Origin of the sequence: Vreelandella sp. 21 (genome assembly GCF_050995515.1) — a bacterium.
Lineage (GTDB): Bacteria > Pseudomonadota > Gammaproteobacteria > Pseudomonadales > Halomonadaceae > Vreelandella > Vreelandella alkaliphila.
The window spans coordinates 2,917,641-2,939,435 of record NZ_CP194673.1 but is presented as its reverse complement, the minus strand read 5'-3'; the positions used below and the strand labels follow the sequence as shown (position 1 = coordinate 2,939,435).

The 21,795-nt window shown below is 52.5% G+C and carries 23 protein-coding genes and 1 tRNA gene; 14 read left to right on the top strand and 10 right to left on the bottom strand.

Annotated features, from left to right (window positions below; translation table 11 throughout):
* Positions 1-11 precede the first annotated feature (11 nt).
* Entirely contained in the window at positions 12-1,847 is a 1,836-nt protein-coding gene (locus ACN06F_RS13560; protein ID WP_433924094.1) for an ABC transporter ATP-binding protein, read from the top strand.
* Between the two features lie 17 nt (positions 1,848-1,864).
* Here ACN06F_RS13560 and ACN06F_RS13555 read toward each other — a convergent pair whose 3' ends face one another.
* Positions 1,865-2,440 carry a hypothetical protein gene (locus ACN06F_RS13555; protein ID WP_232471388.1) on the bottom strand — a complete coding sequence of 192 codons (576 nt, stop codon included), beginning with the start codon at positions 2,438-2,440 and terminating at the stop codon, positions 1,865-1,867.
* A gap of 142 nt (positions 2,441-2,582) precedes the next feature.
* On the opposite strand from ACN06F_RS13555, the gene ACN06F_RS13550 reads away from it, so the two are divergent.
* Positions 2,583-2,659 (top strand) — tRNA-Ile (locus tag ACN06F_RS13550).
* Between the two features lie 316 nt (positions 2,660-2,975).
* On the top strand, positions 2,976-4,976 hold the full coding sequence (locus ACN06F_RS13545; RefSeq protein WP_433925121.1) for a TonB-dependent siderophore receptor: 2,001 nt from the start codon (positions 2,976-2,978) through the stop codon (positions 4,974-4,976).
* A gap of 25 nt (positions 4,977-5,001) precedes the next feature.
* On the opposite strand, the gene ACN06F_RS13540 is transcribed toward ACN06F_RS13545, so the two are convergent.
* The gene (locus ACN06F_RS13540; protein ID WP_198348977.1) at positions 5,002-5,718 is read right to left on the bottom strand and encodes a Crp/Fnr family transcriptional regulator; all 717 of its coding nucleotides are present in this window, start codon (positions 5,716-5,718) and stop codon (positions 5,002-5,004) included.
* A 194-nt stretch (positions 5,719-5,912) separates the two neighbouring features.
* Positions 5,913-6,632 (bottom strand): Crp/Fnr family transcriptional regulator, encoded by a 720-nt coding sequence (locus ACN06F_RS13535; protein ID WP_038477464.1) that lies wholly within the window; start codon positions 6,630-6,632, stop codon positions 5,913-5,915.
* 344 nt (positions 6,633-6,976) lie between these two features.
* On the opposite strand from ACN06F_RS13535, the gene ACN06F_RS13530 reads away from it, so the two are divergent.
* The gene (locus tag ACN06F_RS13530; protein WP_051626350.1) at positions 6,977-8,029 is read left to right on the top strand and encodes a diguanylate cyclase domain-containing protein; all 1,053 of its coding nucleotides are present in this window, start codon (positions 6,977-6,979) and stop codon (positions 8,027-8,029) included.
* 88 nt (positions 8,030-8,117) lie between these two features.
* Complete coding sequence (locus tag ACN06F_RS13525) at positions 8,118-9,473, top strand: serine hydrolase domain-containing protein (protein WP_433924093.1); 1,356 nt, start codon at positions 8,118-8,120, stop codon at positions 9,471-9,473.
* On the opposite strand, the gene ACN06F_RS13520 is transcribed toward ACN06F_RS13525, so the two are convergent.
* The 3 genes from ACN06F_RS13520 to ACN06F_RS13510 are packed head-to-tail and all read right to left on the bottom strand — an operon-like array spanning position 9,457 to position 10,244.
* A complete protein-coding gene (locus tag ACN06F_RS13520; protein WP_271910812.1) occupies positions 9,457-9,912 on the bottom strand; it encodes a sucrase ferredoxin in 456 nt (151 codons plus the stop codon). The two genes, ACN06F_RS13525 and ACN06F_RS13520, sit on opposite strands and share 17 nt — an antisense overlap.
* A complete protein-coding gene (locus tag ACN06F_RS13515) occupies positions 9,894-10,028 on the bottom strand; it encodes a hypothetical protein (protein ID WP_267900562.1) in 135 nt (44 codons plus the stop codon). Before ACN06F_RS13515 ends, ACN06F_RS13520 begins: the two co-directional genes overlap by 19 nt.
* A gap of 6 nt (positions 10,029-10,034) precedes the next feature.
* A complete protein-coding gene (locus ACN06F_RS13510; protein WP_433924092.1) occupies positions 10,035-10,244 on the bottom strand; it encodes a hypothetical protein in 210 nt (69 codons plus the stop codon).
* Positions 10,245-10,564: 320 nt separating this feature from the next.
* Here ACN06F_RS13510 and ACN06F_RS13505 point away from each other — a divergent pair, with 320 nt between their 5' ends.
* The 8 genes from ACN06F_RS13505 (at position 10,565) to ACN06F_RS13470 (ending at position 18,216) form a co-directional block, all read left to right on the top strand.
* Positions 10,565-11,032 (top strand): Lrp/AsnC family transcriptional regulator, encoded by a 468-nt coding sequence (locus tag ACN06F_RS13505; protein ID WP_198348988.1) that lies wholly within the window; start codon positions 10,565-10,567, stop codon positions 11,030-11,032.
* A gap of 4 nt (positions 11,033-11,036) precedes the next feature.
* On the top strand, positions 11,037-12,686 hold the full coding sequence (locus ACN06F_RS13500; protein WP_433924091.1) for an aminotransferase class V-fold PLP-dependent enzyme: 1,650 nt from the start codon (positions 11,037-11,039) through the stop codon (positions 12,684-12,686).
* A complete protein-coding gene (locus ACN06F_RS13495; protein WP_433924090.1) occupies positions 12,683-14,137 on the top strand; it encodes an NAD(P)-binding domain-containing protein in 1,455 nt (484 codons plus the stop codon). Before ACN06F_RS13500 ends, ACN06F_RS13495 begins: the two co-directional genes overlap by 4 nt.
* 48 nt (positions 14,138-14,185) lie before the next feature.
* Positions 14,186-14,680 carry a CMD domain-containing protein gene (locus ACN06F_RS13490; protein WP_120386496.1) on the top strand — a complete coding sequence of 165 codons (495 nt, stop codon included), beginning with the start codon at positions 14,186-14,188 and terminating at the stop codon, positions 14,678-14,680.
* Positions 14,677-15,255 carry a peroxidase-related enzyme gene (locus ACN06F_RS13485; protein ID WP_095603948.1) on the top strand — a complete coding sequence of 193 codons (579 nt, stop codon included), beginning with the start codon at positions 14,677-14,679 and terminating at the stop codon, positions 15,253-15,255. The genes ACN06F_RS13490 and ACN06F_RS13485 overlap by 4 nt, the downstream gene beginning before the upstream one ends.
* Positions 15,256-15,360: 105 nt before the next feature.
* Positions 15,361-16,347, top strand: coding sequence for a TRAP transporter substrate-binding protein (locus tag ACN06F_RS13480; protein ID WP_051626349.1), 987 nt, complete (start codon positions 15,361-15,363; stop codon positions 16,345-16,347).
* 76 nt (positions 16,348-16,423) lie between these two features.
* On the top strand, positions 16,424-16,930 hold the full coding sequence (locus ACN06F_RS13475) for a TRAP transporter small permease (protein ID WP_038477446.1): 507 nt from the start codon (positions 16,424-16,426) through the stop codon (positions 16,928-16,930).
* Positions 16,927-18,216, top strand: a complete 1,290-nt coding sequence (locus ACN06F_RS13470; RefSeq protein WP_120386497.1) for a TRAP transporter large permease — start codon at positions 16,927-16,929, stop codon at positions 18,214-18,216. The genes ACN06F_RS13475 and ACN06F_RS13470 overlap by 4 nt, the downstream gene beginning before the upstream one ends.
* 15 nt (positions 18,217-18,231) lie before the next feature.
* Here the strand turns inward: ACN06F_RS13470 and ACN06F_RS13465 are convergent, their stop codons facing one another.
* From ACN06F_RS13465 to sstT, 4 genes are all read right to left on the bottom strand, one after another.
* Positions 18,232-18,567, bottom strand: a complete 336-nt coding sequence (locus ACN06F_RS13465) for an AzlD domain-containing protein (RefSeq protein ID WP_038477440.1) — start codon at positions 18,565-18,567, stop codon at positions 18,232-18,234.
* The gene (locus ACN06F_RS13460; RefSeq protein WP_038477437.1) at positions 18,560-19,285 is read right to left on the bottom strand and encodes an AzlC family ABC transporter permease; all 726 of its coding nucleotides are present in this window, start codon (positions 19,283-19,285) and stop codon (positions 18,560-18,562) included. The genes ACN06F_RS13465 and ACN06F_RS13460 overlap by 8 nt, the downstream gene beginning before the upstream one ends.
* On the bottom strand, positions 19,282-19,812 hold the full coding sequence (locus ACN06F_RS13455) for a helix-turn-helix domain-containing protein (RefSeq protein ID WP_433924089.1): 531 nt from the start codon (positions 19,810-19,812) through the stop codon (positions 19,282-19,284). The genes ACN06F_RS13460 and ACN06F_RS13455 overlap by 4 nt, the downstream gene beginning before the upstream one ends.
* Positions 19,813-19,881: 69 nt before the next feature.
* Entirely contained in the window at positions 19,882-21,117 is a 1,236-nt protein-coding gene (gene sstT / locus ACN06F_RS13450; protein ID WP_231657578.1) for a serine/threonine transporter SstT, read from the bottom strand.
* Between the two features lie 244 nt (positions 21,118-21,361).
* Between sstT and ACN06F_RS13445 the strand changes: the two genes are divergently transcribed.
* Positions 21,362-21,691 carry a hypothetical protein gene (locus tag ACN06F_RS13445; RefSeq protein WP_095603943.1) on the top strand — a complete coding sequence of 110 codons (330 nt, stop codon included), beginning with the start codon at positions 21,362-21,364 and terminating at the stop codon, positions 21,689-21,691.
* Positions 21,692-21,795 lie beyond the last annotated feature (104 nt).

Genomic DNA, 21,795 nt, shown 5'->3' with positions numbered 1-21,795 from the left:
AAGGAACCGATGTGGCTTCTTCACCACCTCGCGCTCAAGCGACGTCTTCAAACCAAAGCTTTCAAGCGCTCGTGCGACTGCTGCGCTATGCCAAAGGTTATCGGCGGCGGATTGCCGCGGCCACCGCCTGTTCCATTATTAATAAACTATTTGATATCGCTCCGGAAATTCTGATCGGTGTGGCGATTGATGTGGTGGTGAATCAGGAAAACAGCTTTGTCGCGCGGCTGGGGTTTGAAACGCCTCATCAACAAATCACCATTTTGGCGGTGCTGACGTTCTTTATCTGGGCAGGGGAGTCGCTGTTCGAGTACCTGTTCCAAATTCTCTGGCGCAACCTTGCCCAGCGGCTACAGGCGGATATGCGCCAGGACACCTACGAGCACGCCCAGCGCTTGGATATGGCGTTTTTCGAATCTAAAAGCTCCGGCCAGCTCGTCGCCACCATGAATGACGACGTGAACCAGCTGGAGCGCTTCCTGGACGGCGGAGCCAACGCGCTGATTCAAGTTGGTGTGACGGTAATAGCGGTAGGCGCCGTGTTCTTTGTACTGTCACCGTTGATTGCGCTACTGGCGTTCACGCCGATTCCGCTGATTATCTGGGGCGCCTTCTTCTTCCAACGCAAAGCCGGGCCGCTGTATAGCGATGTGCGTGAAAAGGTGGGTGATCTTGCCAGCCGCCTTTCCAACAACCTAAGTGGCATTGCCACCATCAAAAGCTTTACCAGTGAAGCACGGGAAGCCGAGCGCCTCCGTGATGCCAGCGAAGCCTATTTGGAAGCCAACCGCCGGGCGATAAAGGTCAGCTCCGCGTTTATACCCGTCATCCGTATGGCAATTCTGGCGGGCTTTCTCGCCACCTTTACCGTCGGCGGCATGATGGCGCTGAACGGCAGTCTGAATGTAGGTGCTTATGGCGTCCTGGTTTTCCTTACCCAGCGCTTGCTGTGGCCGCTCACTGGCCTTGCCCAAGTGATCGACCTGTTCGAGCGCGCGATGGCCAGCACCAAGCGGATTCTCGACCTGCTGGAAGTGCCGATTACGGTTAAAGATGAAAGTGTGACGCCTCTCGCTGCGCCTGTGAAAGGCGAGGTGCGGTTCGAAGCAGTGAGCTTCCACTACGCCTCTAGCCAAGTAGGGGTGAGTGGCGTTGATCTCCACGTGCCTGCAGGCAATACCTTAGCGCTGGTAGGCGCTACCGGTTCCGGTAAATCGACTCTGATCAAATTGCTGCTGCGCTTTTACGACCCAGTCAGCGGCCGCGTACTGGTCGACGGTCAGCCGATCACAGAGGTCAGCATGCACTCGCTGCGCCAAGCGATAGGCTTGGTGAGTCAGGATGTGTACCTGTTTGAAGGCAGCATTCGCGACAATATTGCTTACGGCAAACCCGATGCCTCGGAGGCCGCGATTATTGACGCCGCGAAAACCGCCGAAGCCTGGAGTTTTATTGAAACGCTGCCCCAAGGGTTGGAAACCCCGGTTGGTGAGCGAGGAGTATTACTCTCTGGCGGCCAACGTCAGCGGCTTTCGCTGGCCAGGGCGCTGCTTAAAGATCCGCCAATTCTGGTGCTGGATGAAGCCACTAGCGCGGTGGATAACGAAACTGAAGCTGCCATTCAACGTTCACTAAAGCGCATCGCCCATGGCCGCACGGTGATTATGATTGCCCACCGGCTTTCGACCATTGTGCATGCCGATGAAATCGTGGTGATTGAAAAAGGACGCGTTGCTGAACGCGGTAACCACTCAAGCTTGTTGGTGGCTGATGGCCACTATGCTGCCCAGTGGCGAGTACAAACCGGCGCCGCCCAGGCAGGAGATGTGGAAACACTCAGCCACTGAACGCGCCTTACGGCGCGTTAGCGGTTCACCAGCAGGGCATTCAAGGTGACCGGTACATGCTCGTCAATCTCCTGATAGCCCAGCAACGACAGCACGGTTCGCACCGTGCTGTTGGCCATCAGCGCGCGGCCATCCATCGCCATCGGTTCAGCATGGGTAACGCGCACCTCGTTCAGTCCTTCGCGGGTAAAGCGCAGCGGCACCGACTCTTCCTGATTAATCAGGTCGGTTTGTACCCGAAAGGTAAGCGTTTCTACCATGGATTCACCAATATCCAAGCCATCTAACCGCTCTGGCGGCATTTGCGCGACCAGTGTGACTAGCGTGGTATTGGCCAGCAAGCCCACCCAAGGCGGCAAATCACCAAAGCGAGTCAGCAAATCCGTTTGGCTCAAACGCAACGGCAGGCGCAGGGTGCCATCGGCAGAGATATCACCCTGCAAATTATTCACCTGATGGTGATGGGTTTGCGGGGCATTGCCATCTAATTGAGTAATAGACGCCTGCACCTGCGACTGACCAGGATCTAGCTGCCAATCCGCATGAACCGGCACCGCCAACAATAGCGGGATAAGAGCAATCAAAGCTTTCACAGCACGTCTCCGCATTAGGAACTCACTACCAGACCCCACGCTTTTCAATAAGTGCCCCTAAAAAATTGCTGCTATCACCACAAGATAGCACCGTAAGGGGTAGCCTCGCCCGAACACATTCGCTATTATATGCACGCTTTACGGGCCTATAGCTCAGTTGGTTAGAGCAGGGGACTCATAATCCCTTGGTCGTAGGTTCAAGTCCTACTGGGCCCACCATTTCTATCTTGTTCCCTTTATAGCTTTTTCTCAAACATCGCAGGCCTTGCCGTCTAGCGATTTCTTTGCCGTGCCTATTTTTTACTACCTCCAAATCTCTTCTCTTCAGCAAGCCTTCACTTTCAATCTTCCATTCTCAGGCTTGCGTCGTTGCCGTTATTGTTCATGCGAATAAAAATCCGTATCATTCGCTTTATTATAACGATACTTCTCCTCATGCCTGTGAGACCTTCCTATGCTCCCTACGTCCATGTCGTTTTCTGTTGCGCCGCTGACTGCGGCGGTTCGCCGCTCGTTGGTGGTGTCGCTGGGTGGAATGCTTAGCGTTGCGCCTTTGGCGGCGCTTGCTCAAGAGGAGAGAGTTGCTAACGATCCTGTCGTGGTAACCGCAACTGCCTTGAAAGTGGATACGCCGCTGGTGGAAACGCCGCGCCCTGTATCCAGCGTTGATCGTGAGGAGTTGGAAGCCCGCAATGTCCAGCAATTAGATGAAACTTTCCGTTATCGTGCAGGCGTGCTTTCGGGGCATTTCGGCAGTGATAACAACACTGATTGGTTCAAGGTGCGTGGGTTTGATCAGTCCACTTACCAAGATGGCCTGCGGATCTATCGCGAGGGGTTTTACCAGTGGCTGCCGGAGCCATTTGGCTTGGAGCGGGTGGATGTCTTCAAAGGTCCATCCTCTATTCTTTACGGCGAAGCGCCTCCTGGGGGCTTGATTAATGCGGTCAGCAAGCGCCCAACAGAAACGCCTCAGGGTGAGGTGAATGTACAGTTTGGCAATCGCGATCACCGCCAAGTAGGCATTGATACCAGTGGCCCGGTAGGCGAGAGTGACAATGTTCGTTACCGTTTGGTCGGCCTTTATAAAGAGCGTGATGGTGATTTGAACGCGACTAATAACGAGCGTTACTACTTTGCGCCGAGTTTGGCGGTGGATGTTAGCGACGATACAACGGTTACTTTTTTGGCCAGTGTGCAGAAAGATGACGGTGTTCCGGTCAACTCCTTCAAGCTGCCCTATGGTACGGTGCAAGACACCCCCTTTGGCCGTGTCGACCCCCAAACTAACCTGAGTGAGCCGGGTTACGATAAGGATAACCGTACCCAGTGGGCGTTAGGCTATGAACTACGCCACCACCTTAATGATACGTGGCGCTTCGAGCAGGATTTACGCTACAGCGAGCTGGATTTAGAGCTGCGCAGTACGTACGCCTTCTTCATGGCTGATGAACGTCAAGCGGCACGCGGGCATGTATATCGCGATGGCACCATTGATAGTTTGACGGTTGATAACCGTATGGTGGGCACTTGGTACACCGATCGTACAGAAAATACTCTGCTGCTGGGGGCGGATTATCAGAACCTTGGGGTGAGTGGCCAAGAAGCTGATCCGTTTCCCTTCGGCGATCCTATCGATATCTTCAACCCCACCTACGGCAACTTTACGCCCGTAGGGGCGGATGATTTGTTAACCCGAGAAATTGATAAAGAGCAAACCGGCTTGTACGCCCAAAACCAGCTGCGTATTGATGACCGTTGGGTGCTTTTGGGTGGGGTTCGCTATGACCAGGCGGATACCGAAAACAGGAATGTTACCGCGGGAACAACGCAACGCTCAGACGATGACCAAGTATCCTGGTCCGGTGGTGCGATGTATTTGGGGGAAAACGGTGTTAACCCCTATATCAGTTATACCGAATCTTTTGACCCGTTAGGTCGAGTGGACAGCGAGGGTGATCTTTACGAGCCCCGCGAAGGTCGCCAGTGGGAAGCTGGGGTAAAAGTCGCGCCCTTTGGCTGGGACGGCTATGTCACGGCCGCAGTATTTGACCTGCAAGAGAGCAATACGCTGATCAACTCGCCGAGCGGCTTCCAGGTGCAAGAAGGTGAGCGGACCTCTCAGGGCTTTGAGTTGGAAGGGGTTGGTTACCTAACGGATGACTTAAAAGTGACGGCGGCTTATACCTATACCGATTCACGCCTTGAAGATGATCAGCGGGCGCCCTTGATCCCACGCCACCAGGCGTCAACGTGGTTGGACTATGCATTTACCGGCGGTGCATTGAATGGCGTTACCTTAGGTGGAGGTGTGCGTTATGTGGGGAGCACGATAGACACCAGTGTGGCAGATAATACTGCCGTGGGTAGCTACACGCTGGTCGATGCGATGGTGAGCTATGAGTTTGCTGATGGTTGGCAGGCTCAATTAAACGTCAATAACCTCACCGATAAAGAGTACGTGGCGAGCTGTGAATATTGGTGCTATTACGGTGAGTCTCGCAGTGTCATTGGCAGCTTGAGATACCGCTGGTAACGCGTGGTTTTCCACCACTGCTCCGTTAGCTGTGTGGTGTCAGTACTCGGGCATACAGCGCACAATCTTCGCTATAGCAAGTGCAAGACGCTTCGATCAGGCCGGGGCGGTCTATGATGATGATTTCACCACGGTGGTAACGAATTAGGCCGCGTGTTTGCAGGGCAATTGCCGCCAACGTAATCCCTGCTCGTCGAACGCCTAGCATCATGGCCAAGAACTCGTGGGTTAGCTGCAATCTATCTGATTTGGCGCGGTCTTGGGTCATTAGCAGCCAGCGGGCAAGGCGTTCCTCAATCCGGTGAAAATGGATGCAGGCCGCTGAGTTTGCTAGCTGATTAATGACGACGTAAAGGTAGCGTTTTAGCCGCAGATGCAGTACCGGGCACTCTAGCAAGAGCCGTTGAAAGCTAGCAGTGTTGATACGCAGCGCTACCCCGGCTCCCTGAACAACTGCGAGCAGTGGCGCTTCTTCGATACCGAGCATCAGTGAGAGGCCAAGCATGCCTTCACGTCCTGCCATCGCCACTTCGAGGCGGCTATCCCCATGGAGAATGACGATCTGTGAAATGAAACTGTTGATGGGGAAGTAGGCGTGGGTGACTGTATCGGTGGGATGGTAAAGTTCTTCGCCAAACGTAAGCGACACAGTCTCGCTACTGGCCATCAAAGCGTCTTGCTCAGCAGTAGGCAGATCAGCAAGAAGGTGATTGGCATCGGCAGCGTGAAAAATAGACGTCATGTGCCTCTCCGGTTGAAAGAACCTGGCAAACGGCACAATGAAGGTCGCGATCATTTTGATGTCGGCTGCAGACGCACCATCTTTTTTTAATGGTACCTCCACACATTAACATTGGGTGAATCAAGCGTCGGCACGCTAGCGTACATAGCGCGTTAGTACTTTTGGCATTATGTTAGTGGTTTCGCTTATGTTGCTCACATAACGTTATGGTGGTTGAGCAGTCGATCATACTCGCGTTTGACCACTGAGTAGCACTCGCAGACCCGTGCTTCCAGCCCAGGGCGGTCGATTACTTTAATGCGCCCTCGGTTGTAAGAAATCAATCCAGCCTTTTGAAGTTTACCCGCTGACTCGGTGACCCCCTCGCGACGCACGCCTAACATATTGGCAATTAATTCCTGGGTCATCACCAGTTCATTTCCCGGCAGCCGATCAAGGCTGAGCAGTAGCCAGCGGCATAGCTGTTGGTCGACGCTGTGGTGACGGTTGCATACCGCTGTCTGCGCCATCTGGGTCAGTAAGGCTTGGGTATAGCGAAGCAGCAGTCTCTGCATGGCACCGGCGCGGTAGAATTCGTTTTTGAGCAGCTGTCCCTTAAGGCGGTAAGCATGTCCTGCGCTCTGTACGATCGCTCGGCTGGGGGTGGTTTCACCTCCCATAAAGAGCGAGACGCCTACAATTCCCTCGTAGCCGACTATAGCGATCTCCGTCGAGGCGCCGTTCTCCATCACGCATAGCAGCGAGACGATGGAATCCAGCGGGAAGTAGACATGGCTCATTTGCCGACCGGATTCACTAAGTGATTGACCCAATGTCAATGTCACTTTTTCAAGGTGAGGCAACAGATGCGCGAGATCATCTCTGGGAAGTAGGTTTAGCAACGCATTTTGTTTAAAATCATGCGGTTCAAGCATTTAATATCCTCATTATCCCTGACTTATAAGCAGCTTTTTTAGCCGCCGCTATTACAAGGGAGCCATTGTGGATCTATGTCTCCTGCTGATAGATATGCTTCTTTCAAGTATAGAGTGCCTTGAGGCCGTCTCTGTACGCTATCGCACATAGGACTGATTTGTGGGCTTGTGTGTCGCGAATTCTAATTAAAATAACTTGCTGCTTGTGTTCGCCAGCGCACAGTGAGTCATTAAGCGACCGTCTAATGTCACTATCAGTGAGGCAAGGGATATGCCTGAACAGGATGTTGCACTGTGCGCTGCAAGGAATGCAGCGCCGACCTTACCCTTGGGCAAGGCTACACATGGATAAAAACGTCATGCTGTACGGTGGTCATCAAAACAATAACGCCCAGACGGCAGAAAATGATGCCGAGCAAGGTGCCGACGAGCGATTGCGGAGTGTCGAGAATGCCCTGCAAGTAGAAAGGGGGTGGGCTAAAGCAACACTAAATTCAATCGGTGATGCCGTTTTGACGACCGATTTGAGCGCCAGGGTTACCTATCTGAACCGCGTTGCTGAAGCATTGACCGGTTGGACGAGTGCAGAGGCGCTTGGTAAACCAATTGATCAGGTCTTGAAGCTCGTGCATATCCAAACTTTCGAGCCCGCGCCTAACCCAGCGCTAAGAGCAATAGACGAAAATCGCACGGTAGGGTTGGCACTGGACTGCGTGCTGATTCGCCAGAATGGTAGTCAACTAGAGATAGAAGATTCGGCGGCTCCTATTCATGATAGCCATGGTGTTACGGTAGGGGCGGTGATTGTATTTCATGATGCCAAGCACTCTTTAACGCGCGCTGAGCAACTAGCCTATCAGGCCCACTATGATGCGCTAACCAAGCTGCCTAATCGTTTTCTATTTGCAGAACAATTTGCTCGCGCTATCCGTCTTGCAAAACGGCACGACCATTATGTCGCACTGTTATATTTAGATATCGATAACTTTAAGTTCATCAATGATTCACTTGGCCATACTGTTGGCGACAGTTTATTGCAGTTCGTCGCTAACTGTCTCAGTGAATGTGTACGCGCTACAGACTCCGTGTCCCGACAGGGTGGAGATGAGTTTATAGTACTGCTTAGTGAAATTGAAAAACTGAGTGATGCTGCCAGAGTGGCAGAAAAAATCCTTCGGGCATTAGCGACGCCATGCTGTATTGGTCACTATAAACTAAGCATTAGTGTCAGTATCGGGATCAGCCTCTATCCCGATCATGGGGCAAATGAACATAGTTTGCTCGAGAATGCCGACACCGCGATGTACCGTGCAAAGAAAAGCGGTCGAAATCAATACCAAGTATTTAGTCACGATATGAGAAACAACAGTGGACAGTACAATTATAAAGAACGTTGAACTCGTTTAGCTATCCATTCTATTAGAATTCACTAGACTCAAGCGTTACGCTCACGCTTATGTGACGTTGTGTGCCTGGGAGCTGGTTATGACACGATTTTATCGCCGTTTTAGTTTGATGTTGCCGCTTGCGTTTCCCGCTTTGCTGATTAGCTCAATGGTTTATGCGGATACTCCGCAAGCGAGTGCCTCGGTATTAAGTGCTGAAGCTTCTGACCCGAACCGCTTAGGCTGGATGCAGGGCTTCCCACCTGCGCCGGAGCAGTTGATTGGCCAGCCAGACTCCAACTACTTTAGTTTCCCCAAAATGCGCTGGACGGTGTGCCACTTTCGCGAGCTGTTGCCTACTAAGCAGGTCAGCCGTGGGTTAGGCGCACCTGCTCCTTTGCCCTATGCATTAGATGATGCGATAAACGATGTCACCTTCACTCCGATTGACGCTAGTGAGCCTATGTCGTGGCAGGCGTCACTAAATGAAAACTACACCGATGGTCTGCTGATTCTTCACCAAGGCCAGGTGGTGTATAAGACTTACTCAGGCTGTTTGGATGAAACGGGCCAGCACGGCGCGATGTCGGTGACTAAATCAATGACCGGCTTGCTAGGTGAAATTCTGGTGGCTGAAGGCGTGCTGGATGAGCAAGCGCTGGTGGGTGATATTTTACCGGAACTTGCCGACAGTGCTTTTGGTAATGCCACGGTTAAACAGCTGCTTGAAATGACCACAGGCCTTGCTTTCAGCGAAGATTACAGTGACCCCAACGCTGAGATCTGGGCCTACAATGCAGCGGCAAGCCCGCTTCCCAAACCAGACGATTACACTGGGCCGCGTACCTATTATGAGTATCTCGCAACGGTACAACCGGAAGGGGAGCATGGGCAGGTCTTTGGCTATAAAACGATTAATACCGATGCACTTGGCTGGGTGATCGCGCGCACGACGGGTGAATCGGTGGCATCACTGTTGTCATCGCGTCTTTGGCAGCGGTTAGGCATGGAGCAGGATGCTTACTTTACCGTGGACTCCATTGGTACGCCGTTCGCAGGGGGCGGTTTGAGCGCTGGCCTTCGGGATATGGCCAGGGTCGGCCAGTTGGTGCTCAATGAAGGCGTAATGAATGGTGAGCGGCTATTTCCCGCAGCAGCCGTTGAGCGCATACGACAAGGCGGCGACAGGCAAGCGTTTGCCGCCGCGGGATACCGTTATTTACCGGGCGGCAGTTACCGTGGCATGTGGTGGTCTCTGCATAACGAGCATGGTGCCTTTGCTGCAAGAGGCGTGCATGGACAAACCATTTATATTGACCCCACCGCTGAAATGGTCATTGTGCGCTTTGCATCGCACCCGGTGGCAGGAAATGCGGCTAATGACCCGACTTCACTTCCCGCCTATCAGGCGGTTGCAGAGTATTTGATGGAAAAAGCGGCTATGACACCTGAGTAATATGCCAAACAGTACTTTCCATGGGTCCTTTCTCAAGGTCGGCGCAGGTGTCAATTCGCATGATGGTGGTGGCTTGGCAGCGCACGCTGAGTTGGCCTTGAGTGTTGCCCCGTTGCCACTGCCAGCGTATCAGGCGTTCTTGCTCACTGCCGCTATCGTCCAGCAGCGCTAGCTGGGGTTGGTGTTGATCCGTGCTTAGTTGTGTACTTAGGTGAGTCAGGGCGGCTAATTCTGCATACTGTTGGGCGGGGGTGAGTTGTGAGCTGCACTGGCGGCCACCCAGATGGCTGCTTTCCCAGACCTCAAACGGTAGCTGGTGGTCAGCAACCGTTTGAGCCAGCGCCTTATAGGTTTGGTAGCCGTACTTGGCGCAGCATTTGTCTTTTGTGCCGTGGGTGCAGCAGAGCAGTAGGTCTTTTTCTAGCGGGGCTGTTCCCACTCTGCCAAGCTGTTGCCTGTTTGCAGAGCGCTTAAAAAGTCTTCTAAGTGATGGCGGGCGATTAGAAAGCGCCGCCGCTCTGGCATCAGAAATACTTGGTGCTGATGTTTATCCATTCCCAGTTACCGAATCAGGTTAATACGTAGGCCGCTATCGGCAATGTCATCTAGTGTCTGTTTCAGCGTGTCGTTCATGTCGCTGGCATGGCGCAATTTGCGCAGCCACTTTGCGCGCGGCCAACTGATTAATAGATTGAGTTCGGCATGGGCAGCGCTCCCAGCTAATGGGTCATTCTGTTCACGGCTGAGGTCGGCGCAGAAAGTGTGCTTCATAGGGCGATATGTTTAAGAGTGCGTGTTCAAGGGCGTATATATTCATGATCGATCAAAGAGTTTTAATCAATTGTGTGCTTTTAATGCCATGCTTTTAACCCCATGTTTTTAACACTATAGTGGTTTCGATTTTAATCTTTTATGTATTGTTCTTTGTGGTGCAGCATATTTTTTTGCACTATTTTGGGATGTCCTTTTAGCCGGAGTAGATGTTTAGTTGAAATCAACAGAGTTGGAGGTGAAAAATTATTTCCCTTGACCGTATCGAGCAAAGGCTATAAAGAATAAAATTCCTTTTAATCGTATAGAGGGGAAATAAATTGCTTATTGATCGGTTTGATTTAAAAATTCTTGAACAGCTTCAGCGCGATGATAGTCTTTCTATTGCACAGCTTGCAGAAGGGGTTGGTCTCTCTGTTACGCCGTGTTGGCGGCGAATACAAAAGCTGGAAAAAGACGGAATTATAGAAAAAAGAATTGCCGTACTGAACCCTGAGAAATTGGATCTTAGTCTTACTGTGTTTGTGATGGTTAAAACAGATAAACACAACCAAGCTTGGCTTGATACATTTCAGGAAACGGTTAAAAACTTTCCTGAGATCGTAGAAGTTAATCGCCTTGCAGGTGAATACGACTACTTACTCAAGGTCATTACGCGTAATAACCAATCTTATGATGCCTTTTATAAAAGGCTGATTGCGAAAATAGAGCTCAGTAATGTCACATCGTGCTTCTCAATGGAACAAGTCAAGAAAACCACCGAGCTCCCCCTCGGCGATCTCTCGTGAGTGGATGGAGCGCCTACAGAGAGGGGTCATTGGAGAAGGGCGCTTGATCCCCGGCCCATTTGGAGACTGCCCCTTGCTCTATGCCGATTACACGGCATCGGGAAGGGCGTTGGATATCGTCGAGCGGGCAATGCAGGAGGAGGTGTTGCCTCTGTATGCCAATACGCATACAGAAACCTCTTACACCGGTAAAATGACCACGCGGCTACGGGAAGCTGCTCGCCAAGCAGTGGCGGAGTCTGTAGGTGCTGATGACGAATATGCGGTCATTTTTGCTGGTGCTGGTGCAACCGCGGCGATAGATCGTTGCTGTCGCATTCTTGAGTTGACCCATGGGCAAGTGGCTGCGAAGGCCGCTAAGCCGGTTGTTTTCGTTGGCCCCTATGAGCATCACTCCAATGATCTGGTATGGCGCGAGTGCGATGTTGATCTGGTACGTACTCCTCTGGATAGCGATGGTCTTGTTGATCTGGAGGTGCTTGAGCAGCAATTGCGGGCACATGCCGATCGCGACTTTAAAGTCGTGGCGTTTTCGGCAGCTTCCAATGTCACGGGTATTCTGTCGCCCGTGACCCAGATAGCCAAATTAGCGCACCAATATGGTGGCTTGGCTGTGTTCGACTATGCGGCAAGTGGGCCCTATGTCGCGATCAATATGGCAGGCAGCGGCCAAGGCGATCATCTGGATGCCGTCTTCCTTTCTCCTCATAAATTTGTCGGTGGGCCTGGGAGTTCCGGCGTGCTGGTGATTCGCAAAGCGGTGTGCCGCAATGCGAAGCCATCCATTGCCGGTGGCGGCACGGTATCCTATGTAACTGCCTCCCATCATCGCTATGTTCAGAGTGTCGAGCGTCGGGAGGAAGCGGGTACGCCTAATATTTTGGGCGATATTCGCGCAGGGTTAGCGTTTCGGATCAAAGCAAAAGTTGGCACTGAGGCCATTGAGTTGCGCGAGAAAGAGTTGGTGGCCATGGCGGTGGCACGCTGGCAAAAAATAGCCAACCTAAACCTGCTTGGCTCACTTAATGCGCCCAGGCTGGCCATCTTCTCGTTCAATGTCACTGCTGGAGAAAGGGCGATACACCATAACCTCGTGGTTGCCATGTTGAATGACCTATTCGGTATTCAGGCTAGAGGTGGCTGTTCCTGCGCGGGCCCCTATGGTCATGAACTGCTTTCCATTGATAGTGATACGGCTGCAGCGCATGAAGCGTTAGTCCAAAAAGGTAGAAGCATATATCGCCCAGGTTGGGTAAGGCTCGGATTTAACTTCTTTTTTAGCAATGAGTCGGCTAACTATGTAATATCAGCGGTCGAGTTTATTGCGCGTTATGCCCCAGTATTAATGAAACTTTACTCTGTGGATGAACATAGTGGTGTTTGGGTTGCCCAGCGCCCTGATGCGTCAGCTCAATCCGAAGAGTCAGTAACGCCATGCCTATTGGATACGCTTTTCACTAAGGATGCATCTGTTGGAACAGCTGACGAGGCCACAGTACTTGATTGCTTTGCCAGAGCGCTTGAATTGGTTGAACTGGCGAAAGCCTTGCCTTTACCCGCTAATCGCCATGCTGAAGATGTACCCGTTCGTTGGTTCTGGTGGCCCCATGAAGCCGAACAGGCCATGCAGACACAAGCCGAGATGATGCCATGACCCTCACTCCCTCTTTGGCCGGTGCCGGCCTTGAAGCCTTGAATGTACGCGTGAAGCACGACCTCGCCTGTCTGAACCTGCCACCTGCTAATTGGGTTCCCCCATTAGAGAGAGAGGATGGGCGGCACGTTTACGATGTCGTAATTGTGGGCGGTGGGCAGTGCGGTTTGGTGGCGGCTTTCGCGCTATTGTCGGGAGGTATCGCCAATATCCGCATTTTTGATCGCAACCCGGCGGGTAAAGAAGGGCCCTGGATGAACTATGCCCGCATGGAGACACTGCGTTCGCCGAAAACATTACCAGGACCCAGCTATGGGTTTGCCTCACTGACCTTCCGGGCTTGGTATGAGGCGCAGTTTGGCACCGAGGCCTGGGAAATTCTTGACAAGATTCCACGGCCTACCTGGATGGAATACCTTTGCTGGTACCGTGAGGTTCTCAACCTGCCGGTCGAAAATAGTGTCAAGGTTGAGCATGTGAAGCCCGAGGGAGAGCTACTCAGTCTTGAGCTTTCTGGCCCAGGCGCGACGGCTGAACGTGTTCTAACACGTAAACTGATTATGGCGACTGGCCGTGAAGGTACCGGTGCCCCCAAGATTCCCGATTTCGTTGCTGGTTTGCCGGCGTCTAGCTGGGCGCACACGGCGGACGATATCGATTTTACTGCCCTTAAAGGGAAGCGTGTGGTCGTGGTGGGGGTAGGCGCCTCGGCGATTGATAATGCTGCTGAGGCGCTGGAGCATGGCGCCAGCGAGGTTCGCTTCCTGATTCGCCGTCAGCAGATGCCGACAATCAACAAAATGATGGGTATTGGCTCCTATGGCTTTACTCATGGCTACGCAACACTGCCGGATGAGTGGCGCTGGCGCATTATGCACTACTCTTTTATCACCCAGACGCCGCCTCCTCGTGGCTCGACGTTGCGCGTCAGCCGCCATGAGAATGCTTATTTTCACTTTGGTTGTGGCATTGAAAATATTCGAGTTGAAGGGTCGGAAGTGGTGATCACGACCCAGCAGGGCAAACAGGTTCGCTGCGACTTTCTGATTCTGGGAACTGGGTTTGAAGTTGACCCACTGGCTCGTACCGAGCTGGCAGGGTATGCCGATCGTATTCTGCTGTGGCGTGATCGATATCAGCCACCCACCGAGCTTCAGCACGAAGAGCTGGGCAATTTTCCTTACGTAGATCGCGACTTTGCCTTCCAGGAGCGAGAGCCAGGAGCGGCCCCCTGGCTGCGTAATATCCACTGCTTCAACTATGGTGCCTCTATTAGTTTAGGCAAAGTCAGCGGTGACATTCCTGGGATCAGCGAAGGAGCTAGCTGGCTGGCAGGCGCAATTGCAGCAGGCTTTTATCGAGAAGACATTGAGCGCCACTGGCAGCTACTCGAACACTACGACTCTCCGGAACTACTGGGGGATGAGTGGGAGCCTTCCCCATTGCCTTGAATGCGTAGCGCTAACGTCGTCTTTGTATTGCAATGTTAAGGAACCGAAATGTCACATGTACTTGAAACAGCCGCTGGCGTGCCCAGCAGCGGCCCGCTGGCCGAAGCCCTGACCATGCGCGGCAAATTGATGGAGCTGACACAAGCATCCTATGAAGCAGCGCTGCTACCCAATGATGCCGGGAACCTGCCTGCCAGCTTAAGAGCGGCGTTGGCATGTCGTATGGCGAGAATTTGCCAGCAAGCAGGGCTGACACAGCACTATGCTGATTTGCTTGCCGGGTATGGCGATGATGCGGATCCTTACCAACTAGCCCTTCCGGGACAAATGCCGCCAGCAGATGAGCAGCGTTTGGTTGCGATGGTGGATTACGTTGACTTAGTCACCGAACGGCCGCGAGATGCCAGCGAAGCAACAATCGGTTCGCTACGTGCCGCAGGCATTGATGAAGCAGATATTGTCCGCTTAGCCGGGCTGGTTGCTTTCGTTAACTACCAGCTACGCGTTGCTGCTGTGCTGAGTGTGATGGGGAAAAGCCAATGAGTCGTGTCATTCACAAGTTCACCACCCGGGTACCCACGTGGCGTCCCCATATCACCCCGATTGATTTTGATCAGGCGACGCCTGATCAACGGGAAGCGCTGAAAGAAACGCCTTCCAACACCAAAATTTCCGACTATGTATTGGTGTTGGCGCATGATCCTGAGCCGCTGCGTATTCGCACGTCTCTATTTAACGGCATCATGTATGACAAGGGTGGTTTATCCCGTGAAGAGCGGGAACTGGGAGCGGTGGCAGCATCGGTCGTCAACCGCTGTATCTACTGCGCGGCTGTGCATGCTCAGCGTTATAACAACCTGACGCGTGATGAGCGGGTGATGCAGGAGATCTTCTTCAATGGCGAAAAGGCGGATATCGATGCACGTCAACGTGCCATCCTTAAGTTCGGCATGCGGCTCTCTGAGTGTCCTCCCCAAGTAACCGAAGATGATATTGCCAGCCTACGTGAAGCGGGGCTGGATGATCAGGAAATTTTGGATCTTACCCTCTCAACCACTCTATTTGGCTGGGCAAACCGGCTTATGCATACCCTTGGTGAACCTGTATCGGGAGCATAGCTTAAACAAGCCCCCGCTTTTTAAAACGTTGGCACATCCCTGGCGAGTATCTATCGGCAGCTAGCACCCATAGACAGCTAGTAAACATATAAGAGGAACGTCCCCATGACAAAACGTACGTTTTCGCGCTTGGCTCTGGCAGCCGCAACTTCCATGCTTTTTATTTCCCCTGCTATGGCAGAAACCTTGCGCTTGGGCACGGTAGTAAGTGCTCCTCACCCATGGATTGATGCTGCTGAAGCGTTTAAAGCCGAAGTAGCAGAAGCGACCGATGGGCGTATCGATGTACAGATTTTCCCAGGTGGCCAATTAGGTAATGACCAGACAATGGTCGATGAGATTCGTATCGGTACTACCGATATGATCATTGGCGGTGTGATGAATATTTCGCCGTATACCCCTGAGTTTGAAATTTTCAGTCTTAATTATCTGTTTGAAGATATGGATAAATTCCGGGCTGCCACCTCTCCAGACTCGCCCGTGTTTGACTACTTCGCCAACGCTATGCAGGAGTCAGGCGTAGGCTTGAAGTTGTTGAGTCTGACAGGAGGGGGAACGCGCAATTTAAGTACCAATACCGGACCTGTCACCCAGCCCTCTGATCTGCAAGGTATCAAGATGCGTGTGACTGGTTCCCGCCTGGATGCTGATATGTGGCAATCAGTCGGTGCGTTGACGACATCGCTACCATGGACAGAAATCTACACTGGCCTGCAAACCGGCGTAGTGGGGGCCTTCGAGAGCACCATCAGTGGTTATTACTCAAGCCGCCTTTATGAAGTAGCTCCTTATCATGCCAAAACCGAACACCAGGTGATGATGAGTCATATTTCCATCAGTGAGAACCGCTTTAACCGCTTCTCGGAAGAGGATCAGGCCATCATTCTCAATGCGGCCCAGAATGCGGGTGAGTTCGGCACTGAAAAAGGAGTGGAGTACGATGCGGAGTTTATTCAGGAATTCGAGGAGCTAGGTGTAACGGTGACTGAAGTCGACAAGCAGGCCTTCATTGATGCGGTCGTTCCTCTGCATGACGAGTTTGCTGAGGAACGTGGTTTGACTGAGCTGCTTGACACGATTCGCAACCTGTAAACCGCGATCCATCAGCGCTTTGGCGTGCTGCTGTGCGTCTCATCTGCAAGCAGTGCGCCAATGTAAGGGTAGAAAAATGCGGAAAATAAACGATCTGTTGGAGAAACTCCTGACATTTATCGCAGGCTCGCTGTTTGCAGCCTTTATCCTAACGGTGCTCTATCAGGTGGTGGCACGTAACTACCTGAAAATATCAGTATCGTGGACCGATGAAGTCGCTATGGCTTGTTTCATTTGGGCGGTCTTTATTGGCGCGGCCATTGCACTGCGTAAGCGTAGGCACTATGTGGTGGACGTGTTCCCTCCAAGCTTTGTTATTACTCAGCGCGTATTACGCTTATTCGGTAGCCTCGCCTGTCTGCCCGTGATCTATGTACTGATTGTGCACGGTAATGTACTGGTGGATATGGGCTGGAACCGACGTTCGGTAGCTTTAGGTACGCCCATGGCCTATGTGTTCGCCGCGATCCCCGTAGCAGGTATCTCCATGTTGCTATTTTCTATTGAGACTATTCGCGATGATATCGCTAAGCTGCGTGCTGGTAGAGATGCGGCCAGTGGTGGAGAGGCCCCCGAATCATGAGTCCATTGATTACCTTGATTGGCAGTTTTCTGATTCTTATCGGCCTAAGTGTCCCTATCGCTTTTGCTATTGGTTTGGCTTCCATATTGACGATCATGCAATTGGGGCTGCCTTTAACCTCGGTCGTTAATCAGATGTTTGCCAGCATTAACTCATTCCCGTTACTGGCCGTGCCTTTCTTCCTATTGTTAGGGCGCCTGATGAACGACGGGGGCATCACCGACCGCCTGCTGCGCTTTGCGGATAGCACCGTTGGGCATGTTCGCGGCGGTCTGGGCCACATCAATGTCATGGTATCCATGATGTTCGCCAGCCTTTCGGGGTCTGCAGCTGCAGATACTGCCAGCGTGGGGGCGGTGCTCATTCCTGCGATGAAGAAGTCGGGCTATCCCGCGCCGTTTGCTGTGGCATTGACGGCAGCATCGTCTGTGCTGGGAGGGATCATTCCGCCCTCGATTCTCATGGTAATTTACGGTGCCTTTGGCAATGTATCAGTGGGTGCTCTGTTTATGGGGGGCATTCTGCCAGGGATACTCGTCGGTTTGATGCAGATGGGATATGTGTATTACATCGCGAGAAAGCACGATATTAAAGCAACGGGTAAGTTCTCTTTCCGCCAAATGGGGCGTACAGCGATCACCGCTGCTCCACCTATGGTGCTGCCGCTAGTGGTGCTAGGTGGCATAACCCTAGGCGTATTCACTGCTACGGAAGCGGCTTCGGTAGCGGTCCTGGTGGGGGTGTTGTTAGCCTTTGTTTTTTATCGAGCGATACGTTTTAGGCAGCTTCCCGGCATTTTGTCAGACTCGGTTGTGGCCTTTTCGTTACCGATGTTTGCTGTCGCTTCCGCAGGCATTATGGGGTGGCTGATTTCGTACTTGGGGATCGCTCAGGAGGTCGCTAACTTTATCCTCACCGTAACGCAATCGCGGGTGGGCATCATGCTGTTGGTGATGCTGTTCATGTTAGTGATTGGAACCGTTCTCAGCCCGGTGACGGCAGTTATTATCTTCCTCCCCATTATTCAGGGGCTGTGTATCGCGGCTGATATCAACCAGGTCCACATGGCGCTGGTAGTGGTTTTATCGCTCACCTTAGGGTTGATTACGCCTCCCTATGGTATTTGTCTGCTTATCGCAACACAGATTGGCGAAGTTTCCATGCCGCGTGCTTTTATGGCAGTAATACCGCTAATAGTGCTCATTATGTCGATCATTATCGCCATGATACTACTGCCAAGCGTCTTTCTGTATTTACCGCAATTAGTGTTTCCAAAAGCGTTTTAGCAAGGTGGGGTAGCGTTATATTAGCGCTACCCCCACCTCTACGATGCCAAATACTGCCACCCCAGCAGCGACCGGCCAGCCCAAAGAGCGGAGCCGCGACCATACCCACAATGTGACGGCAAGACCGATAGCAGTGGCAATCCATGAAACGGCACTCGGGCTCACTGGCACGATAGAAACACCGAGCACAGCGGCGATCATCAGCGGGCCGAGAATACTTAGCCACTGGGGCATATTGTTAATGCCTGTCTCACTGTTTATACGGCGCTGCATCCATAGAAAGGGCACCACACGCATCAGCAGAGTACCTATCGCGGATATCATCACCGCTAACCACAACGCGCTACTCATTACTTCCTCTCCTTTTTTCAAACTTCACCAGATAGAAGCACAGCGCGCCACAGGCAGCCGCCAATGGGATGGCCACATTGCCCCATCCAGTCAGCGTTAAACACAGTGCGGCAATGATGGTGAGTCCCATTGCTACTGCCCAGCGTTTATCGGTAAAACGCGGAGCCACCATGGTGAGAAATAGTGCAGGCAGCGCGAAGGGCATAATTTCACCCAACAACGGCCAGCGGGCGGTAAATGTTTCGCCAGCGGTAGCCCCCACGGCAGTGCCCACTGCCCATGCTCCCCACGCCAGTAACGATGCACCTACAAACCAGCTAAAGCGCTTCGCGTCAGGCAACTGAGGAAGCCTGGTTAATGCCAGAGCAAATACCTGGTCGGTTAGGCCGTGCATTAGCCATGGCCAGTGGCGGCTGCGCGGCAGCAGCTCGGCTAGGTTAGGGCCGTACACTACATGGCGCACATTAATCAGTAATGTCATTGCTACCACCAACCACAGCGGAGCGCCGGTGGCGATCATGCCCACAAACAAAAACTGCGAAGCACCCGCGTAAATCAGCGCTGATATAGCTGTGGCTTCCCATGTGCTAAAGCCTGCTTGGCTAGCCACTAAACCAAATGATAGCGCCACCGGTATGTAACCACCCAATAGCGGAATCGCTTCCCGCACGCCTTGCAGCGCGCTACGCCACGGCGAGTGGCTGACAACTTGGTTCATGTTGCATCCCCCTGTTCGCCGTAAGTAATAGTGAGTAGCATGGTGGCCTCTTGGTCTTGGGTGCGGTAAAAGTGAGGCTTATCAGCGCTAAAGGTGATGCTTTCGCCAGGGGTTAGCGCAGTAACCGTCCCTTCAGGGCCGGCTTCGAGCCAGCCGCTGATCAGGGTCAGCGTTTCTTGAGTGCCCAGGGTGTGAGCTTCGGCGTGGCGCAGGGTATGGGGAGCGCAGCGCATCCAATAGGCATCTACCTGAGGCAAGCCTTTTCCCTGGTCAATTAACTGAACTTGCACGCCATCTTCACCTAAAGGTACAGAGATAGGCGCGACCAGGGTGCCGAAGGGGACATTAAGCTGCACTGCTAACCGCCAGATGGTATCCAAGGTGGGGTTGCCATTACCTTGTTCCAGACGGCACAGATTAGATTTGGCAATGCCAGCGGCATTGGCTAGATAGGAGAGTGACCAGCCCCGCGCTTGGCGAAGGGATTGCAAATGCTGGCCTAGGGTACTTAGTGAGTGCTTATCCATTCTATTATCTCGCTGTTCCTTTTATAGAATGTTCTATATAAGGAACAGCGAGAAGTCAAACAAATTGCGTTATATCGTGTGGTCAGAGCCGGACGGTTGACGGGCTCGGCAGGCGGCAGCAGTGAACAGCACATCCGTTGAGGAATTCAGCGCGGTTTCGGTCGCGTCTTGTACCACGCTGATGACAAAGCCAATCGCTACTGCCTGCATGGCAACTTCTGTTGGAATGCCAAACAGGTTGGCAGCCATCGGAATGAGCATCAGCGAACCACCGGCTACGCCTGAAACACCGCAGGCAGCCAGTGCAGATACCACGCACAGTAGTAGGGCAGTGGGGAAGTCGACGGTAATGCCTAGCGTATGGGTGGTCGCCAAGGTAATCACCGTTATGGTGATAGCTGCACCACACATGTTGATCGTCGCGCCGAGCGGAATAGAAATAGCGTAGGTGTCGGCATCCAGCTTTAAACGGCGGCACAGCTCTAAATTTACGGGGATATTCGCCGCTGAGCTGCGGGTAAAGAAGGCGGTGATGGCACTGCCGCGCAGGCAGGTGAACACCAGTGGGTAAGGGTTCTTACGGGTAGTGAGATAAACGAGCAGCGGATTGCTAACCAGAGCAACAAACAGCATACAGCCAACGATGACACCTAGCAGTTGAGCGTAGTTGAGCAATGCTTCTACCCCTGACTCTGCCAAGGTTCCCGCGACTAAGCCAAAGATGCCAATCGGCGCTAAGCGAATTACCAGCGTGACAATGCGGGTGACAGCAGTGGATAAATCGCTTAACGCTTGGCGGGTGGTGTCGCTGGCTTGGCGTAGCATTAAACCAAGGCCAATGGCCCATGCCAGAATAGCGATAAAGTTCGCTTCCATTAGCGCACTTACCGGGTTAGCCACCGCATTTAATAACAGGTCCCTTAGAACGCTAAAAATATCCCCAGGAGGATTGCCGTCAATTTGCCCCGCATTCAATGAAAGTTCGGTAGGGAACAGAAAGCTTGCCGCCACTGCAATTAGCGCAGCGATTAATGTGCCTACCACATACAGTATGAGCACGGGGCGAATGTGAGTTGGTTGACCTTTCTTGTGTGCAGCGATGGCCGCGGTAACCAGCACAAAGACTAAAATAGGGGCCACTGCTTGCAGAGCGGCAATAAATAGCTGGCCAAGCAGTGCCACATTGCCTGCAATGTCTGGTGTGAAAAGGGCGATGAATATCCCGGCAACAATGCCTATTAAAATCTGCGGGATAAGGCCCAGCCGGAAAAGTGGCTGAAACACGGTGTAGACGGTGGCGATCATTGCGCGACTCTCAGGTAGTAGAAGGGGAAACGTTGTGGCGATAGGCCGTGGACGTGCCTGAAAGGGGCAGCATTCTACCAGCTGTGAGTATCTCGCGGGCAGTTGTATGAAAAACTTGGGGAGGGCGCCCAATTAGATAAGTAACTGACGATATAATGTGCTGATCGCTATGTTTTGATCTTGGCGATACCTACGTTGCAACCTATCGCTCCTCTTAAAAGAGAAAAGAACAGGAAACTTATCAATGCGCATTAAAGTGTTATTCGCTGCACTGCTGATACTGTGTAGCTCTTCGCTTGCAATGGCTGCCGACTACTACATCGATATCACTAATCGTACGGGCTATATCTTGTATTACATGTATATAAGCCCAACAGATTCGAAAAGCTGGGAAGAGGATGTGCTCGGCAATGATGTTCTGATGGATGGTGATACTCAGCGGGTGGCGATTACGGGGTATGACAGTCCTATCTTCGATATTCGTTTGGTCGATGAAGACGACGACAGCTACACCTTCTGGAAGGTAGATGTATCTACCCGGGATCTTGTGGTTACGCTAGATGATTTAGACTGATAAAAAACTCCCAACGGTTTGCCTCCCCTAACAGCGCCCTTGCTGATGATTCTTCGGGATAGAGGCAAGCCGTTTTGTTGAGCACTCCGTGTTATCAGCGTTTA

Excerpts from the sequence above, each read along its gene's own strand:
- ACN06F_RS13545 (WP_433925121.1), top strand. The coding sequence starts at position 2,976 with ATGCTTAGCGTTGCGCCTTTGGCGGCGCTTGCTCAAGAGGAGAGAGTT.
- ACN06F_RS13540 (WP_198348977.1), bottom strand. The coding sequence starts at position 5,718 with ATGACGTCTATTTTTCACGCTGCCGATGCCAATCACCTTCTTGCTGAT.
- ACN06F_RS13535 (WP_038477464.1), bottom strand. The coding sequence starts at position 6,632 with ATGCTTGAACCGCATGATTTTAAACAAAATGCGTTGCTAAACCTACTT.
- ACN06F_RS13530 (WP_051626350.1), top strand. The coding sequence starts at position 6,977 with ATGGATAAAAACGTCATGCTGTACGGTGGTCATCAAAACAATAACGCC.
- ACN06F_RS13525 (WP_433924093.1), top strand. The coding sequence starts at position 8,118 with ATGACACGATTTTATCGCCGTTTTAGTTTGATGTTGCCGCTTGCGTTT.
- ACN06F_RS13515 (WP_267900562.1), bottom strand. The coding sequence starts at position 10,028 with ATGGATAAACATCAGCACCAAGTATTTCTGATGCCAGAGCGGCGGCGC.
- ACN06F_RS13510 (WP_433924092.1), bottom strand. The coding sequence starts at position 10,244 with ATGAAGCACACTTTCTGCGCCGACCTCAGCCGTGAACAGAATGACCCA.
- ACN06F_RS13500 (WP_433924091.1), top strand. The coding sequence starts at position 11,037 with ATGGAGCGCCTACAGAGAGGGGTCATTGGAGAAGGGCGCTTGATCCCC.
- ACN06F_RS13495 (WP_433924090.1), top strand. The coding sequence starts at position 12,683 with ATGACCCTCACTCCCTCTTTGGCCGGTGCCGGCCTTGAAGCCTTGAAT.
- ACN06F_RS13490 (WP_120386496.1), top strand. The coding sequence starts at position 14,186 with ATGTCACATGTACTTGAAACAGCCGCTGGCGTGCCCAGCAGCGGCCCG.
- ACN06F_RS13485 (WP_095603948.1), top strand. The coding sequence starts at position 14,677 with ATGAGTCGTGTCATTCACAAGTTCACCACCCGGGTACCCACGTGGCGT.
- ACN06F_RS13480 (WP_051626349.1), top strand. The coding sequence starts at position 15,361 with ATGACAAAACGTACGTTTTCGCGCTTGGCTCTGGCAGCCGCAACTTCC.
- ACN06F_RS13475 (WP_038477446.1), top strand. The coding sequence starts at position 16,424 with ATGCGGAAAATAAACGATCTGTTGGAGAAACTCCTGACATTTATCGCA.
- ACN06F_RS13470 (WP_120386497.1), top strand. The coding sequence starts at position 16,927 with ATGAGTCCATTGATTACCTTGATTGGCAGTTTTCTGATTCTTATCGGC.
- ACN06F_RS13465 (WP_038477440.1), bottom strand. The coding sequence starts at position 18,567 with ATGAGTAGCGCGTTGTGGTTAGCGGTGATGATATCCGCGATAGGTACT.
- ACN06F_RS13460 (WP_038477437.1), bottom strand. The coding sequence starts at position 19,285 with ATGAACCAAGTTGTCAGCCACTCGCCGTGGCGTAGCGCGCTGCAAGGC.
- ACN06F_RS13455 (WP_433924089.1), bottom strand. The coding sequence starts at position 19,812 with ATGGATAAGCACTCACTAAGTACCCTAGGCCAGCATTTGCAATCCCTT.
- sstT (WP_231657578.1), bottom strand. The coding sequence starts at position 21,117 with ATGATCGCCACCGTCTACACCGTGTTTCAGCCACTTTTCCGGCTGGGC.
- ACN06F_RS13445 (WP_095603943.1), top strand. The coding sequence starts at position 21,362 with ATGCGCATTAAAGTGTTATTCGCTGCACTGCTGATACTGTGTAGCTCT.